Here is a 14,986-nt window from a genome sequence, read left to right on the forward strand (position 1 = left end):
TTCTCCTCAGGATGCGTCGCTGGCCGCGCAGATCAGCTGGATCCCGCGGGCCAAGAGTTGTTCGCGCGCCTCGCTGTCGAGGCGCTCGTCGGTAATCAGGGTGTGCACGCTGCCCCAGGGCAGCTCGAGATTGGGAATGCGCCGGCCGATCTTGTCGCTCTCGACCATCACGATCACTTCGCGGGCCACCTCGGCCATCACGCGCGACAGGCCCAGCAGTTCGTTGAAGGTAGTGGTACCGCGCTGCAGGTCGATGCCGTCGGCACCGATGAACAGCTGGTCGAAATCATAGGAGCGCAGCACCTGCTCGGCGACCTGGCCCTGAAAGGATTCCGAATGCGGGTCCCAGGTGCCGCCGGTCATCAGCAGCACCGGCTCGTGCTCGATGTCTCGAAGCGCGTTGGCCACGTTCAGGGAATTGGTCATCACCACCAGCCCGGGCTTGTGGCCCAGTTCGGGGATCATCGCCGCGGTGGTGGTACCGCTGTCGATGATGATCCGTGCATGCTCGCGGATGCGCGCTACGCCGGCCCGGGCGATGGCCTGCTTGTAGCGGGACACCGGCTGGCTGCTTTCGACCATCATTTCCTGGGGCAGCGGTACCGCACCGCCATAGCGGCGCAACAGCAGGCCGTTGGCTTCCAGTGCGGCGAGATCCTTGCGGATGGTCACTTCGGAGGTGGCGAAACGCTTGGCCAGGGCGTCGACGCTCACCTCGCCCTGCTCGGCGAGCAGGGCAAGAATGGTATGGCGACGTTGCGGCGTGTTGCGTTTGGACATGCTTAAGTTTCGATTCGAAAGATAATGGCGCGAATCAAAACCTAACGAAGCTTTGCTGTCAAGCCGCTCCGGGCTGTGGATAACCCCGGCAGCTACCGCATTGCGCCGATAGCAGGTTATCCACAGCGCGCGGTCAAGGCTTGTTCTTGGTCGGCCGCTGCCAGCCTTCGATATTGCGCTGGCGGCCACGGGCAACGGCCAGGTTGTTGGCCGGCACGTCCGCGGTGACCACCGAACCGGCGGCGGTGGTAACGCCATCACCCAGTGTTACGGGCGCAACCAGCGCGCTGTTGGAACCGACGAAGACGTCCTCACCCATGACGGTGCGGTGCTTGTTGGCGCCATCGTAATTGCAGGTGATGGTGCCGGCGCCGATATTGGTGCGCGCGCCGATCTCGGCATCGCCCAGATAGCTCAGGTGACCGGCCTTGGCGCCCTCGCCCAGCACGGCATTCTTCAGCTCCACGAAGTTACCCACATGGGCCTTGGCGCCCAGCACGCTGCCGGGACGCAGACGGGCGAACGGACCGCAATCGGCACCCTCACCCACCTCGGCGCCTTCCAGATGGCTGTTGGCCTTGACGATGGCGCCCTTGCGCAGGGTGCTGTCCTTGATCACGCAGTTGGGGCCGATCTGTACATCGTCCTCGATCACCACGCGGCCTTCGAGGATCACGTTGATATCGATGGTCACGTCGCGGCCGACGGTCACTTCACCGCGCACGTCGAAACGATGGGGATCGCGCAGGGTCACGCCCTGGGCCATCAGGCGGCGCGCCATGCGCTGCTGGTAGTGGCACTCGAGCTGCGACAGCTGGATGCGGTCGTTGGCACCCAGCACTTCCATCTCGTCAGCGGCGGTGGCGGTGGCCACCACCAAACCATCGGCCACCGCCATGGCGATCACGTCGGTCAGGTAGTACTCGCCCTGGGCGTTGCTGTTCGAGAGGCGCCCCAGCCAGTCGCCCAGGCGCTTGCCGGGCACGGCAAGAATGCCGGTGTTGCCTTCGCGGATCTGCCGCTGCGCCTCGCTGGCGTCCTTGTGCTCGACGATGGCCTGCACGGCGCCCTGCCCGTTACGCAGGATGCGGCCGTAGCCGGTCGGGTCAGCCAGCTCGACGGTCAGCAGGCCCAGCTGGTTGTCGTCGACCAGCTCCAGCAGGCGCTGCAGGGTCGCCGGCTCGATCAGCGGCACGTCGCCATAGAGGATCAATACGGTATCGGCACCCAGCGCCGGCTGCGCCTGGGCCACCGCATGGCCGGTACCCAGCTGCTCGGCCTGGATGACGAAATTCAGGTCGGCGGCCGCCAGGCGCTCGCGTACCTTCTCGGCGCCATGACCGATCACCACCTGGATGCTCTGCGGCTGCAGGCTGCGAGCGGTATCGATGACGTGGCCGAGCATCGGTTTGTCGGCGACCGGGTGCAGCACCTTGGGCAGGGCCGAACGCATGCGGGTGCCCTGGCCGGCGGCGAGAATGACGATATCGAGGGACATGGCAGATCCAGATAAACGAGAGCGGAAAGAAAGAGGGTTCACAGCAATCCGTTGCGTGACTGTCGATCAGAAAAGGGGTCATCGCGGCTGAAGCCGCTCCCACATGATTGGGTTATCCACAACCTGGGTTAAATCGCAGGCAAGAAAAAGGGTAGCCAAGGCTACCCTTTTTCCAAGCAACGATGAAGAGCGTCGGTATCAGCTACCGCCGAACTTCTTGCGCATTTGCTGAACGGTGCGCAGCTGGGCTGCGGCCTCGGCCAGACGAGCAGCGGCGGAACCGTAGTCGAACTCGGCTCCCTGCTCGCTCAGCGCTTTCTCGGCAGCCTTGACGGCTTCCTGAGCGGAGGCTTCATCCAGGTCGGCAGCACGCTGCACGGTGTCGGCAAGAACCTTGACCATGCTTGGCTGCACTTCCAGGAAGCCACCGGAGATGTAGAACACCTCGGTATCGCCACCCTGCTTGACCAGACGAATCGGGCCCGGCTTGAGGTCGGTGATCAACGGTGCGTGGCCTGGGGAAATCCCCAGATCACCCAGGTTGCCGTGGGCGATCACCATTTCGACCAGACCGGAGAAGATCTCGCCTTCTGCGCTGACGATGTCGCAATGGACTGTCATAGCCATATCTAGCCTCACGTAAGCGCCCGTTGCCGGGCGCACGGGTGATTACAGTTTCTTCGCTTTCTCGATGGCTTCTTCGATGCCACCGACCATGTAGAACGCCTGCTCCGGCAGGTGATCGTACTCACCTTTGAGGATGCCGCTGAAACCAGCGATGGTGTCCTTCAGGGAAACGTACTTGCCTGGCGAACCGGTGAACACTTCAGCAACGAAGAACGGCTGGGACAGGAAGCGCTGGATCTTACGAGCACGGGATACCAGCTGCTTGTCTTCTTCCGACAGTTCGTCCATGCCGAGGATCGCGATGATGTCCTTCAGCTCCTTGTAGCGCTGCAGCACGTACTGAACGCCGCGAGCGGTGTCGTAGTGCTCCTGGCCGATCACGTTCGGGTCCAGCTGACGCGAAGTCGAGTCCAGTGGATCGACCGCCGGGTAGATACCCAGGGAAGCGATGTCACGGGACAGTACGACGGTGGCGTCCAGGTGGGCGAAGGTGGTCGCCGGGCTCGGGTCGGTCAGGTCGTCCGCAGGTACGTATACGGCCTGGATCGAGGTGATCGAACCGGTCTTGGTGGAGGTGATGCGCTCTTGCAGAACACCCATCTCTTCAGCCAGGGTCGGCTGGTAACCTACTGCCGACGGCATACGGCCGAGCAGTGCGGATACTTCGGTACCGGCCAGGGTGTAGCGGTAGATGTTGTCCACGAAGAACAGTACGTCACGGCCTTCGTCACGGAACTTCTCGGCCATGGTCAGGCCGGTCAGGGCGACGCGCAGACGGTTGCCTGGTGGCTCGTTCATCTGACCGTAGACCAGGGCTACCTTGTCGAGAACGTTGGAGTCCTTCATCTCGTGGTAGAAGTCGTTACCCTCACGGGTACGCTCACCCACACCGGCGAACACGGAATAACCGCTGTGCTCGATGGCGATGTTACGGATCAGTTCCATCATGTTGACGGTCTTGCCGACACCGGCGCCACCGAACAGACCGACTTTACCGCCCTTGGCGAACGGGCAGACCAGGTCGATGACCTTGATGCCGGTTTCCAGCAGCTCGTTGGAGCCGGATTGCTCGGCGTAGGTCGGTGCGGCACGGTGGATGCCCCAGCGCTCTTCTTCGCCGATCGGACCGGCTTCGTCGATCGGGTTGCCCAGCACGTCCATGATACGGCCCAGGGTCTTGACCCCGACCGGTACCTGGATGCCAGCGCCGGTGCTGTCGACGTTCAGGCCACGCTTGAGGCCTTCGGTCGAACCCATCGCAATGGTACGCACCACGCCGTCGCCCAGCTGCTGCTGAACTTCCAGCGTGGTTTCGGCGCCGACCACTTTCAGCGCTTCATAAACACTCGGCACCTTGTCACGCGGGAATTCCACGTCGATGACGGCGCCGATGATTTGAACGATACGTCCGCTACTCATCTTTGGTTCCTCTGAATATTTGAACCGTTAAACCGCGGCAGCGCCGCCGACGATTTCCGAAATTTCCTGGGTGATCGCTGCCTGACGTGCCTTGTTGTAGATCAACTGCAGGTCTTTGATGAGGTCGCCCGCGTTATCGGTGGCGTTCTTCATCGCGATCATCCGTGCGGCCTGTTCGGCTGCATTGTTCTCGACCACTGCCTGGTACACCTGCGACTCCACGTAGCGCACCATCAGCCCGTCAAGCAGCTGCTTGGCGTCGGGTTCGTACAGGTAATCCCAGTGGTGTTTCAGTTCCTGATCCGGATCGGCCACCAGTGGAATCAACTGCTCCACGGTCGGCTTCTGGGTCATGGTATTGATGAACTTGTTGGAAACCACGGACAAACGGTCGATGCGCCCTTCCAGGTAAGCATCGAGCATCACCTTAACGCTGCCGATCAGATCGTTGATCGACGGCTCTTCGCCGAGGTGGCTGATCGCAGCGACCACGTTGCCACCAAAGTTGCGGAAGAATGCCGCACCCTTGCTGCCAACTACGCAGAGATCGATCTCCACGCCGCGCTCGCGGTTTGCCGACATGTCCTTGACCAGGGCCTTGAACAGGTTGGTATTCAAGCCACCGCACAGACCACGGTCCGAACTCACCACCACGTAACCGACGCGCTTGACTTCGCGTTCGATCATGAAGGGATGACGGTACTCGGGGTTGGCGTTGGCCAGGTGACCAATTACCTGGCGGATACGCTCCGCGTAGGGACGGCTAGCTGCCATGCGCTGTTGTGCCTTGCGCATCTTGCTGACCGCCACCTTTTCCATGGCGCTGGTGATCTTCTGCGTGCTTTTGATGCTCGCAATCTTGCTGCGAATCTCTTTTGCGCCTGCCATTTCACACCTATCGGGTTAGCAGGCGGGCGTCTCGCGACGCCCGCTGCGGCTTACCAGGTTTGGGTGGCTTTGAACTTCTCGATACCGGCTTTGAGCTGGCCATCGATATCGTCGTTGAAGTCACCCTTCTCGTTGATCTTCGCCATCAGATCGGCGTGATCACGGTTGAAGAAGGCGATCAGAGCCTGCTCGAAGCTGATGATCTTGGCGACTTCGATGTCGGTCAGGAAACCACGCTCGGCGGCATACAGCGACAGCGCCATGTCCGCGATGGACATCGGAGCGTATTGCTTCTGCTTCATCAGCTCGGTAACGCGCTGACCATGCTCGAGCTGCTTGCGGGTGGCTTCGTCCAGGTCGGACGCGAACTGGGCGAATGCCGCCAGTTCACGGTACTGAGCCAGAGCGGTACGGATACCACCGGAGAGCTTCTTGATGATCTTGGTCTGCGCAGCACCACCCACACGGGATACCGAGATACCGGCGTTGACGGCCGGACGGATACCCGAGTTGAACATGGCCGATTCCAGGAAGATCTGACCGTCGGTGATGGAAATCACGTTGGTCGGAACGAACGCGGAAACGTCGCCAGCCTGGGTTTCGATGATCGGCAGAGCGGTCAGGGAACCGGTCTTGCCCGTCACGGCGCCATTGGTGAACTTCTCGACGTACTCTTCGGAAACGCGCGATGCACGCTCCAGCAGACGGCTGTGGAGATAGAACACGTCGCCCGGGTAGGCTTCACGGCCTGGCGGACGGCGCAGCAGCAGGGAAATCTGGCGGTAAGCCACTGCTTGCTTGGACAGATCGTCATAAACGATCAGCGCGTCTTCACCGCGGTCGCGGAAGTATTCGCCCATGGTGCAGCCGGCGTAAGGAGCCAGGAACTGCAGTGCAGCGGATTCGGAAGCCGAAGCAGCCACGACGATGGTGTTGGCCAGGGCACCGGACTCTTCCAGCTTGCGCACCACGTTGGCGATGGTCGATTGCTTCTGACCAACGGCTACGTAGACGCAGAAGATGCCGCTGTTCTTCTGGTTGATGATGGCGTCGACGGCCAGAGCGGTCTTGCCGATCTGACGGTCACCGATGATCAGCTCGCGCTGGCCACGGCCTACCGGGATCATGGCATCGACCGACTTGTAGCCGGTCTGTACCGGCTGGTCGACCGACTTACGCCAGATCACACCTGGCGCCACTTTCTCGACGGCGTCGGTAGCGGCGGTGTTGATCGGGCCCTTGCCATCGATCGGGTTGCCCAGTGCGTCGACGACGCGGCCCAGCAGTTCCGGACCAACCGGAACTTCCAGGATGCGACCGGTGCACTTGGCGCTCATGCCTTCGGCCAGGGTGGTGTACGCACCCAGGACAACGGCACCGACGGAGTCCTGCTCCAGGTTCAGTGCCATACCGTAGACGCTGCCCGGGAACTCGATCATTTCGCCGTACATGACGTCGGCGAGACCGTGAATACGCACGATACCGTCGGATACGCTGACGATGGTGCCTTCGTTACGGGCTTGGGAAGAGACGTCGAGTTTCTCGATACGCCCCTTGATGATTTCACTAATTTCGGAAGGATTGAGTTGCTGCATAGCTCTGCTGCCCCTTCAAACTCAAGATTTCAATGCTTCGGCCAGCTTCGCGATCTTGCCGCGAACTGAGCCATCGATAACCAGGTCGCCGGCGCGGATCACGACACCACCAATCAAGGTGGCATCCTCCGCAGCGTGCAGGCGCACTTCCCGGCCGAGCCGTGCACTGAGAACCTTGGCGAGTTTGTCTTGCTGTTCATCGCTCAATGCGAAGGCACTGGTAACGTCCACGTCGATCGACTTCTCCTGCTCGGCCTTGTACAGCTCGAACAGTGCGAAGATTTCCGGCAACAGGGCCAGACGATCGTTCTCTGCGACAACGTGGATGAAATTGCGTACCTGGGCGTCGAACTTGTCACCACACACCTCGACGAAGGTGGTGGCCTTGTCTGTACTCGTCAAACGCGGGGCCTTGAACACGCTCTGCAGGGTGGCGTCTTGCGACACCGCCGCTGCCAGGCCGAGCATGGCTGACCAAGAGGCCAGCTGCTGGTGGGCCTGGGCGTATTCGAAAGCCGCCTTGGCATAAGGTCGGGCCAACGTGGTCAGTTCTGCCATGATCGCGCCCTCGCTTAAATTTCGGCGGCCAGTTTGGAAACCAGCTCCGCATGCGCGTTTTGGTCGATGGATGCGCCCAGGATCTTCTCGGCACCGCCGACGGCCAGGGCACCCACTTGGGCACGCAGGGCGTCTTTGACGCTGTTGATTTCCTGTTCGATCTCGGCCTGAGCCTGAGCCTTCACGCGATCCGCCTCGACGCGAGCCTGATCACGGGCTTCATCGACGATCTGGTTCGCGCGTTTCTTGGCTTGCTCGATGATTTCAGCAGCCTGTGTCTTGGCTTCGCGCAGTTGCTGACCCACTTTCTCTTGGGCCAACTCCAGGTCACGAGCCGCACGACTGGCAGCGTCCAGACCTTCAGCAATCTTCTTCTGACGCTCTTGCAAAGCCGCAATGACCGGAGGCCACACGAACTTCATGCAGAACAGCACGAAGATGAAGAAGGCAACGGACTGGCCAATCAGGGTTGCATTAATGTTCACGCCAACACCTCGCTCGTTCGTTGTCCATCACACCAATCAACTCGAAAAAATCGAGTGATTAGCCAGCGATTTGACCAACGAAGGGGTTCGCGAAGGTGAAGAACAGTGCGATACCAACACCGATCATGGTCACGGCGTCCAGCAGGCCGGCGACGATGAACATCTTGACTTGCAGCATCGGAACCATTTCCGGCTGACGCGCAGCGCCTTCCAGGAACTTGCCGCCCAGCAGGCCGAAGCCAATGGCGGTACCCAGAGCGCCCAGGCCAATCAGCAGAGCAACAGCGATCGCGGTCAGACCAACTACAGTTTCCATCTTTCCTCCCGACTTTTTACGTCGTATTGGTTAAGGTTTTTCTAAGGGTAAAGCGGTAAAGCAAAACCGTTACTTCCAGTGCCCTCGCGGGCGTTCCAGCCGAGGCCGGATCCATCGTGAACGCCGCGCATCGTCGACGCGCGACACGCCCATCAATGGCTGTCTTCGTGCGCCATCGACAGGTAGACGATGGTCAGCATCATGAAGATGAAGGCCTGCAGCGTGATGATGATCAGGTGGAAGACTGCCCAGGCCCACTGCAGGACGCCTGCCAGTGCTGCCAACAGAATGCCGCCGCCGAACATGACCGCGATGAGGATGAAGATCAGCTCGCCGGCATACAGGTTGCCGAACAGTCGCAGGGCCAGGGACACCGGCTTGGCGATCAGGGTCACGAACTCCAGCAGGAAGTTGACCGGGATCAGCAGGATCTTGACGAAGATGTTCTTGGCGCTGAACGGGTGCAGGGTCAGCTCGCCGAGGAAGCCACCGATGCCCTTGACCTTGATGCTGTAGAAGATGATCAGCGCGAATACCGACAGGGCCATGCCCAGGGTGGCGTTCGGGTCGGTGGTCGGCACGGCGCGGAAGAACAGGTGGTCGTCGCCCGCGATCTTGGCGGCAGCCATCGGGATCCAGTCCACCGGCACCAGGTCCATCAGGTTCATCAGGAAGATCCAGACGAAGATGGTCAGGGCCAGCGGGGCGATCAGCGCGTTACGGCCGTGGAAGGTGTCCTTCACGCTGCCGTCGACGAACTCGACCAGCACTTCGACGAAGTTCTGCAGGCCGCCGGGCTGGCCGGAGGTGGCGCGCTTGGCAGCTGCCTTGAACAGAAAGATGAAGATCAGACCCAGCACCACGGAGATACCCAGGGTATCCAGGTGGAAAGCCCAGAACCCCATCTCCTTGGCTTCCTGGGCCGTGTGGGCGAACCCCCAGCCATTGACCGGGTGCTGACCGAAGGTCAGGTTCTGCAAGTGATGCTGGATATAACCCGAAGCGGTTTCTGCAGCTGCCATAAATCCCTCAAACGCTCTAAGGCTTTAAAAATCATCTCTTCATCAGCAAGGGTGCGAACCAGTTGACCAATTGGGTCAGCAGGAATACGCCGAACAAGGCCGCCGCATCCAAAGGCTTCACACCTGCGAACACCAGTGCGAAAAGCACCGCTGTCAAAACCAGTTTCCCTGCTTCGCCGGCGTAGAACGACCGGACGATGGCCTGGGCAGCCCGCGCTCCGGAAAACCGGAATGCCTTGTGGGCAAAGTACAGATTCGGCAGCCAGGCAATCAGCCCGCCGCACAAGCCGGAATAACCGGCGACACCACCTCGCCATTGCCAGAACACAGCGGCGAACAGAACCAACGCGATCAACTGGGCCAGGAGCACCGGAAAAACCGGCAGGCGATGGAAGGGCAAGCGTTTTGGCGTGCGGATATCCATCGAATTACCTGGAATGGCCCTCATGGTATCGGCGCCAGGAGAATCAATGCCTTGGCATAGTTTGTGCCGCCGAAATGCGCGCAGAGTATAGGGGCGGTTCCCACCCCGTTCAACTGCCCGAAAGTCTTTTCGCCGTAGTGCTCCAGGAGCAATTGTTTCAGCGAATGTGGGCTAGGACGCCCTGAAGTTCGTCGAGGGAATTGTAGCGAATGACCAGTTGGCCTTTGCCCTTCTGCCCGTGCTTGATCTGCACCGGAGAGCCCAGCCGCTCAGCCAGGCGCTGTTCGAGCCGGCTGATATCCGGATCGACCTTGGTGGTGGCAGTTGGCCGCTCCTGGGTATTCAGCCACTGGCGCACCAGTGCCTCGGTCTGACGCACGGTCAGGCCCCGTGCGACAACGTGTCGCGCACCTTCGGTCTGCTGCTCGACCGGCAGGCCGAGCAACGCGCGGGCATGGCCCATTTCCAGGTCGCCATGGGAGAGCAGGGTTTTCACTTCCTCGGGCAGGGCGATCAGGCGCAGCAGGTTGGTAATGGTCACCCGCGACTTGCCGACGGCTTCGGCGACCTGTTGCTGGGTCAGCTGGAATTCCTGCTGCAGGCGCTGCAGGGCCATGGCTTCCTCGATGGGGTTGAGGTCTTCGCGCTGGATGTTCTCGATCAGCGCCATGGCGATGGCGGCTTCGTCCGGCAGCTCGCGCACCAGCGCGGGGATGCGATCCAGGCCGGCCTGCTGGGTGGCCCGCCAGCGGCGTTCGCCGGCGACGATCTCGAAGCGCCCTTCGCCCACCGGGCGCACCACGATCGGCTGCATCACGCCGTGGGTCTTGATCGACTGGCTCAGCTCCTCGAGGGCGGTGACGTCCATATCGCGACGCGGCTGGTACTTGCCGCGCTGAATCAGATCCAGAGGCAGGTGCTGCAGCTCACGGGTATCGGCCTTGACCGCTTCCTGCTCGAGCGTATCGACGCTGGTGCCTCCCAGCAGGGCGTCCAGGCCTCGACCGAGCCCACGTTTCTTGGCAGCCATGCACAGTTTCCTTATACGGTTGCGGTGTGGGCGTTCGCGCGCTGGCGGCGAACCAGCTCGCCAGCCAGCGCCAGGTAGGCGATCGCACCACGGGATTGCTTGTCATAGACCAGCGCCGGCATGCCGAAGCTGGGGGCTTCGGCCAGTCGCACGTTGCGCGGGATCACGGTTTGATAGAGCGTGTCGGGGAAATGTTCCTTGAGCTGGGCGGACACGTCGCTGGTCAGGCTGATGCGCGGATCGTACATGGTGCGCAGCAGCCCTTCGATCTTCAGCGCCGGGTTGAGCAGCTTGCCGATGCGCTGGATGCTGTTGACCAGATCGCTCAGCCCCTCGAGGGCGTAGTACTCGCACTGCATGGGGATGATCACCCCATCGGCGGCGACCAGGGCGTTGATCGTCAGCATCGACAGCGCCGGCGGGCAGTCGATGAGGATGTAGTCGTAGTTCTCGCGGATCGGCGCCAGTGCGTAACGCAGACGGCTCTCCTTCATCTTCATTTCCAGCAGGGACACTTCCGCGGCGGTCAGGTCGCGGTTGGCCGGCAGCAGCTGGTAGCCGCCGTGCTCGGAGAACTGCATGGCCTCGACCAGGTTGCAGTCGCCGACCAGCACGTCGTAGATGGAGTGCTCCAGGGTCTGCTTGTCGATGCCGCTGCCCGTGGTGGCGTTGCCCTGCGGATCGAGGTCGATGAGCAGCACACGGCGTTTGGTCGCAACCAGAGACGCCGCCAGGTTGATGCAGGTCGTGGTCTTGCCCACGCCGCCTTTCTGGTTGGCGATTGCGAATACTTTAGCCATGTTGCCGTTCCCCCTAAACCGAGCGACGCAGTATCAACAGATGGCGCTGGCCTTGGCAACCGGGAACCTTGAGCACCTGGGTGGCGGTGAGACGGAAGTCCGCCGGCAGCGCCTGCAGCTCGTCATCCGGGTGCACGCCCTTCATGGCCAGCCACCGGGTATGGCCATCGCCCAGGTGGCGCGTCCAGTTGGCAAAATCCTCCAGGGAGCTGAACGCCCGCGAGCAGATGCCGTTGAACGGCCGCTCGGGCGTGAACGCTTCCACCCGACTGTGGATAACTTCCAGGTTGGTCAGCTTCAGCTCGAGCTTCACCTGGGTGAGAAAGCGGGTCTTCTTGCCGTTGGAGTCGAGCAGGGTGAAACGTCGCTCGGGAAACAGGATGGCCAGCGGAATGCCCGGCATACCGCCGCCGCTGCCGACGTCCAGCCAGTTATCCCCAGCCTCGGCCACGAAGGGCACCACGCTGAGGCTGTCGAGCAGATGCCGCGACACCATCTCGTCCGGGTCGCGCACGGCGGTCAGGTTGTAGGCCTTGTTCCACTTGATCAGCAGCGCCAGGTAACCCAGCAGCTGGGTCTGCTGCTGTTCGGTCAACTCGACGCCCAGATCATGGGCGCCCTGCTGCAGTTCTTCGGCATGGCGAGCGGTAACGGACATCAGGCGCTCTGCTCCAGCTGGCGGCCGGCGCCGCGCTTTTTCAGGTGGATCAGCAGCAGGGAAATGGCCGCCGGCGTGACACCCGGAATGCGCGACGCCTGACCGAGGGTCTGCGGCCGAGCGTTGCCGAGCTTGTGCTGGATCTCCTTGGACAGTCCGGAAATCGTCGCGTAGTCGATATCCACAGGCAGCCCGGTTTCCTCACTGGCGCGCAGGCGAGCGATCTCGTCCTGCTGACGCTCGATGTAGCCGGCGTACTTGGTCTTGATCTCGACCTGCTCGGCAACCTGCGGATCTTCGGCGCCTTCGCCGGTCACCTCGACCAGGCCGGCGTAATCGATTTCCGGGCGCGACAGCAGGTTGAGCAGGTTGTACTCATGGGTCAGCGGCGTGCCGAAGCGCGCGACGATGGCCTCGCCCTGGGGCGTGTTCGGGCGCACCCAGGTGCTTTTCAGGCGCTGTTCTTCCTTGGCGATGCCTTCGCGCTTGGCCTCGAAGGCAGCCCAGCGCTGGTCGTCGACCAGGCCCAGCTCGCGGCCCTTCTCGGTCAGGCGCAGGTCGGCGTTGTCCTCACGCAGGATCAGCCGGTACTCGGCCCGCGAGGTGAACATGCGGTACGGCTCCTGGGTACCCAGGGTGATCAGGTCGTCGACCAGCACGCCGATGTAGGCCTCGTCGCGACGCGGGCACCAGGCCTCCCTGCCCTGGGCGCGCAGCGCGGCGTTGGCACCGGCGAGCAGGCCCTGGGCACCGGCTTCTTCGTAACCGGTGGTGCCGTTGATCTGGCCGGCGAAGAACAACCCGCCGATGACCTTGGTCTCGAGGCTGTACTTGAGGTCACGCGGGTCGAAGTAGTCGTACTCGATGGCGTAGCCCGGGCGCACGATGTGGGCGCTCTCCATGCCGCGGATGCTCTGCACGATCTGCAGCTGCACGTCGAACGGCAACGACGTGGAAATCCCGTTGGGGTACAGCTCATGGGTGGTCAGGCCTTCCGGCTCGATGAACACCTGGTGGCTGTCTTTCTCGGCGAAGCGGTGGATCTTGTCCTCGATGGACGGACAGTACCGCGGACCCACGCCTTCGATCACCCCGGAATACATCGGCGAACGGTCGAGGTTCGCGGCGATGATCTCGTGGGTGCGGGCATTGGTGTGGGTGATCCAGCAGCTCACCTGGCGGGGGTGCTGCTGCTTGTTGCCCATGAAGGACATCACCGGGATCGGCGTATCGCCAGGCTGCTCGGTCATCTGGGTGAAGTCCACCGAACGGCCGTCGATGCGTGGCGGCGTGCCGGTCTTCAGACGACCGACGCGCAGCGGCAATTCGCGCAGGCGTTTGGCCAGGGCGATAGAGGGCGGGTCCCCTGCGCGGCCACCGGAGTAGTTCTGCAGACCGATGTGGATAAGTCCGCCAAGGAAGGTGCCGGTGGTCAGTACCACGGAGTCGGCGAAGAAGCGCAGACCCATCTGGGTGACCACGCCTTTGACCTCGTCCTGCTCGACGATCAGATCGTCGGCGGCCTGCTGGAATATCCACAGGTTGGGCTGGTTTTCCAGGATCTCGCGCACCGCTGCCTTGTACAGAATGCGGTCAGCCTGGGCTCGGGTCGCACGCACTGCCGGACCCTTGCGGCTATTGAGTACGCGGAACTGAATGCCACCCAGATCGGTAGCGGTGGCCATGGCACCGCCCAGGGCATCGATTTCCTTGACCAGGTGGCTCTTGCCGATGCCGCCGATGGCCGGGTTGCAGCTCATCTGCCCGAGGGTTTCCACGTTGTGGGTCAGCAACAGGGTTTTCACCCCCATGCGCGCCGCTGCAAGCGCAGCCTCGGTACCGGCATGACCGCCGCCGATGACGATCACTTGAAAACGGGAAGGGAAATCCACCACGCACCTCGTGCCTGTTGAGAAGGGAGCTTTTGGGAAAGGGCGGCAAGTATAGGGATTTAGCCCGGCTGAAAGAAGCCTTTTGCACAAAAAATAGCCAACGGGTCGTGCCTCCGAGAAAGGAGCGTTTACTTGCGGACTGTTTTCCACCGGGACGTTGTGCAGAGCTCGGAAGTAAATAGAAGAAAAGAATGATTTTTTTAAAAGGCTTGTTTTTATGTTTATAAATGGTGTCCACGATATCTGTGGATAGATCGCTACAAGCCTTTATTAATCGAATGTACAGCGATGTATGAAAGCGGGACTATCTTGAGTGGCACATGTGCGGCAGCAGTGATCACCCTGTGCATAAAAACCATGGTTATTCACAGCGCGGTTTATCCCTCCCTTAGTCACCGGGTTATCGCCAGGGCTCATGGACGCTTTTCCACAGGGCTTATTTTCCCTGTGAATGCTTATGAGGATCGATAAATTTGCTCAGGACGTCGCACGAACCCCTCGACTCTGCGGCAAAGGGGTGTGGATAAAAGGGAGGGAGTTATTGGGAAGCGCGGGCGCCCTGCTCGACCATCTTCTTCATGAGCGTGTCGGAATTGACGTCGTAGCGAAACAGCAGGGGCTTACCGTCCGCATTTTCCAGGTAGAAGGATTCGGTACCCTCCCCCTCGTCAAAGCGGGTGTTGTACAGCAGGAGGGTAAGCGGCTGTCCGGTATCCGCCTTCACGGAAGCCTGGCTCACCAGCCGTGTTTCCTGCGCTTCTCCCAAACCGCGATTGACCACGGTCAGCAGGTCGATGAATTCCTGCTCGCTGGCATTGGCCTTCAGTCCCTGCGACGAAGCCTGGTAGATGGCCGTGTAGCGACCTTGCTGCATATCCTGATGGAATCGTTCCACATAGTCGTTGCCGGCGCTGAGGAAGTCATCGTCGCCTGCCGAGCAGCCGATCAAGAGCACACAGCCCAGTGCCGCAAGGGCCTTGCCGATCCGGTACAT

Annotated in this window: 16 protein-coding genes; all 16 read right to left on the reverse strand. The window is 61.4% G+C overall.

The window, feature by feature from the left end; translation table 11 throughout:
• Window positions 1-6 precede the first annotated feature (6 nt).
• Window positions 7-780: a DeoR/GlpR family DNA-binding transcription regulator gene (locus tag K8U54_RS09905; RefSeq protein ID WP_249909971.1), complete on the reverse strand. Its 774-nt coding sequence runs from the start codon at window positions 778-780 to the stop codon at window positions 7-9.
• Window positions 781-913: 133 nt separating this feature from the next.
• Window positions 914-2,278: a bifunctional UDP-N-acetylglucosamine diphosphorylase/glucosamine-1-phosphate N-acetyltransferase GlmU gene (glmU, locus tag K8U54_RS09910; protein ID WP_249909972.1), complete on the reverse strand. Its 1,365-nt coding sequence runs from the start codon at window positions 2,276-2,278 to the stop codon at window positions 914-916.
• A 198-nt stretch (window positions 2,279-2,476) separates the two neighbouring features.
• A complete protein-coding gene (locus K8U54_RS09915) occupies window positions 2,477-2,905 on the reverse strand; it encodes a F0F1 ATP synthase subunit epsilon (RefSeq protein ID WP_070884871.1) in 429 nt (142 codons plus the stop codon).
• 42 nt (window positions 2,906-2,947) lie between these two features.
• Window positions 2,948-4,324, reverse strand: a complete 1,377-nt coding sequence (gene atpD, locus K8U54_RS09920) for a F0F1 ATP synthase subunit beta (RefSeq protein WP_013793552.1) — start codon at window positions 4,322-4,324, stop codon at window positions 2,948-2,950.
• A gap of 27 nt (window positions 4,325-4,351) precedes the next feature.
• Window positions 4,352-5,212: a F0F1 ATP synthase subunit gamma gene (gene atpG / locus K8U54_RS09925; protein ID WP_027904139.1), complete on the reverse strand. Its 861-nt coding sequence runs from the start codon at window positions 5,210-5,212 to the stop codon at window positions 4,352-4,354.
• A 50-nt stretch (window positions 5,213-5,262) separates the two neighbouring features.
• Window positions 5,263-6,807, reverse strand: coding sequence for a F0F1 ATP synthase subunit alpha (atpA, locus tag K8U54_RS09930; RefSeq protein WP_013793554.1), 1,545 nt, complete (start codon window positions 6,805-6,807; stop codon window positions 5,263-5,265).
• A gap of 21 nt (window positions 6,808-6,828) precedes the next feature.
• Window positions 6,829-7,365: a F0F1 ATP synthase subunit delta gene (locus K8U54_RS09935; protein WP_070884869.1), complete on the reverse strand. Its 537-nt coding sequence runs from the start codon at window positions 7,363-7,365 to the stop codon at window positions 6,829-6,831.
• A gap of 14 nt (window positions 7,366-7,379) precedes the next feature.
• On the reverse strand, window positions 7,380-7,850 hold the full coding sequence (locus K8U54_RS09940; RefSeq protein WP_070884868.1) for a F0F1 ATP synthase subunit B: 471 nt from the start codon (window positions 7,848-7,850) through the stop codon (window positions 7,380-7,382).
• A gap of 58 nt (window positions 7,851-7,908) precedes the next feature.
• The gene (gene atpE / locus K8U54_RS09945; RefSeq protein ID WP_003097235.1) at window positions 7,909-8,166 is read right to left on the reverse strand and encodes a F0F1 ATP synthase subunit C; all 258 of its coding nucleotides are present in this window, start codon (window positions 8,164-8,166) and stop codon (window positions 7,909-7,911) included.
• A gap of 152 nt (window positions 8,167-8,318) precedes the next feature.
• Window positions 8,319-9,188 (reverse strand): F0F1 ATP synthase subunit A, encoded by an 870-nt coding sequence (atpB, locus tag K8U54_RS09950; RefSeq protein ID WP_070884867.1) that lies wholly within the window; start codon window positions 9,186-9,188, stop codon window positions 8,319-8,321.
• A gap of 31 nt (window positions 9,189-9,219) precedes the next feature.
• Window positions 9,220-9,612, reverse strand: coding sequence for a F0F1 ATP synthase subunit I (locus K8U54_RS09955; protein WP_249909973.1), 393 nt, complete (start codon window positions 9,610-9,612; stop codon window positions 9,220-9,222).
• A 157-nt stretch (window positions 9,613-9,769) separates the two neighbouring features.
• A complete protein-coding gene (locus tag K8U54_RS09960) occupies window positions 9,770-10,642 on the reverse strand; it encodes a ParB/RepB/Spo0J family partition protein (protein ID WP_249909974.1) in 873 nt (290 codons plus the stop codon).
• Between the two features lie 11 nt (window positions 10,643-10,653).
• The gene (locus K8U54_RS09965; protein WP_249909975.1) at window positions 10,654-11,442 is read right to left on the reverse strand and encodes a ParA family protein; all 789 of its coding nucleotides are present in this window, start codon (window positions 11,440-11,442) and stop codon (window positions 10,654-10,656) included.
• Between the two features lie 13 nt (window positions 11,443-11,455).
• A complete protein-coding gene (gene rsmG, locus K8U54_RS09970; RefSeq protein ID WP_434059994.1) occupies window positions 11,456-12,100 on the reverse strand; it encodes a 16S rRNA (guanine(527)-N(7))-methyltransferase RsmG in 645 nt (214 codons plus the stop codon).
• Window positions 12,100-13,992, reverse strand: a complete 1,893-nt coding sequence (gene mnmG, locus K8U54_RS09975; RefSeq protein ID WP_249909976.1) for a tRNA uridine-5-carboxymethylaminomethyl(34) synthesis enzyme MnmG — start codon at window positions 13,990-13,992, stop codon at window positions 12,100-12,102. Before mnmG ends, rsmG begins: the two co-directional genes overlap by 1 nt.
• A gap of 538 nt (window positions 13,993-14,530) precedes the next feature.
• Window positions 14,531-14,986 (reverse strand): hypothetical protein, encoded by a 456-nt coding sequence (locus K8U54_RS09980; RefSeq protein ID WP_249909977.1) that lies wholly within the window; start codon window positions 14,984-14,986, stop codon window positions 14,531-14,533.

The organism is Pseudomonas fulva, from assembly GCF_023517795.1.
GTDB classification, from domain to species: Bacteria; Pseudomonadota; Gammaproteobacteria; order Pseudomonadales; family Pseudomonadaceae; genus Aquipseudomonas; species Aquipseudomonas fulva_D.

Bases quoted from the DNA above. Each gene is read 5' to 3' on its own strand.
- K8U54_RS09965 (WP_249909975.1), bottom strand. From the start codon at position 11,442: ATGGCTAAAGTATTCGCAATCGCCAACCAGAAAGGCGGCGTGGGCAAG.
- atpE (WP_003097235.1), bottom strand. From the start codon at position 8,166: ATGGAAACTGTAGTTGGTCTGACCGCGATCGCTGTTGCTCTGCTGATT.
- rsmG (WP_434059994.1), bottom strand. From the start codon at position 12,100: ATGTCCGTTACCGCTCGCCATGCCGAAGAACTGCAGCAGGGCGCCCAT.
- K8U54_RS09915 (WP_070884871.1), bottom strand. From the start codon at position 2,905: ATGGCTATGACAGTCCATTGCGACATCGTCAGCGCAGAAGGCGAGATC.
- K8U54_RS09955 (WP_249909973.1), bottom strand. From the start codon at position 9,612: ATGGATATCCGCACGCCAAAACGCTTGCCCTTCCATCGCCTGCCGGTT.
- K8U54_RS09935 (WP_070884869.1), bottom strand. From the start codon at position 7,365: ATGGCAGAACTGACCACGTTGGCCCGACCTTATGCCAAGGCGGCTTTC.
- atpG (WP_027904139.1), bottom strand. From the start codon at position 5,212: ATGGCAGGCGCAAAAGAGATTCGCAGCAAGATTGCGAGCATCAAAAGC.
- atpA (WP_013793554.1), bottom strand. From the start codon at position 6,807: ATGCAGCAACTCAATCCTTCCGAAATTAGTGAAATCATCAAGGGGCGT.
- K8U54_RS09960 (WP_249909974.1), bottom strand. From the start codon at position 10,642: ATGGCTGCCAAGAAACGTGGGCTCGGTCGAGGCCTGGACGCCCTGCTG.
- atpD (WP_013793552.1), bottom strand. From the start codon at position 4,324: ATGAGTAGCGGACGTATCGTTCAAATCATCGGCGCCGTCATCGACGTG.
- K8U54_RS09905 (WP_249909971.1), bottom strand. From the start codon at position 780: ATGTCCAAACGCAACACGCCGCAACGTCGCCATACCATTCTTGCCCTG.
- atpB (WP_070884867.1), bottom strand. From the start codon at position 9,188: ATGGCAGCTGCAGAAACCGCTTCGGGTTATATCCAGCATCACTTGCAG.
- K8U54_RS09980 (WP_249909977.1), bottom strand. From the start codon at position 14,986: ATGTACCGGATCGGCAAGGCCCTTGCGGCACTGGGCTGTGTGCTCTTG.
- glmU (WP_249909972.1), bottom strand. From the start codon at position 2,278: ATGTCCCTCGATATCGTCATTCTCGCCGCCGGCCAGGGCACCCGCATG.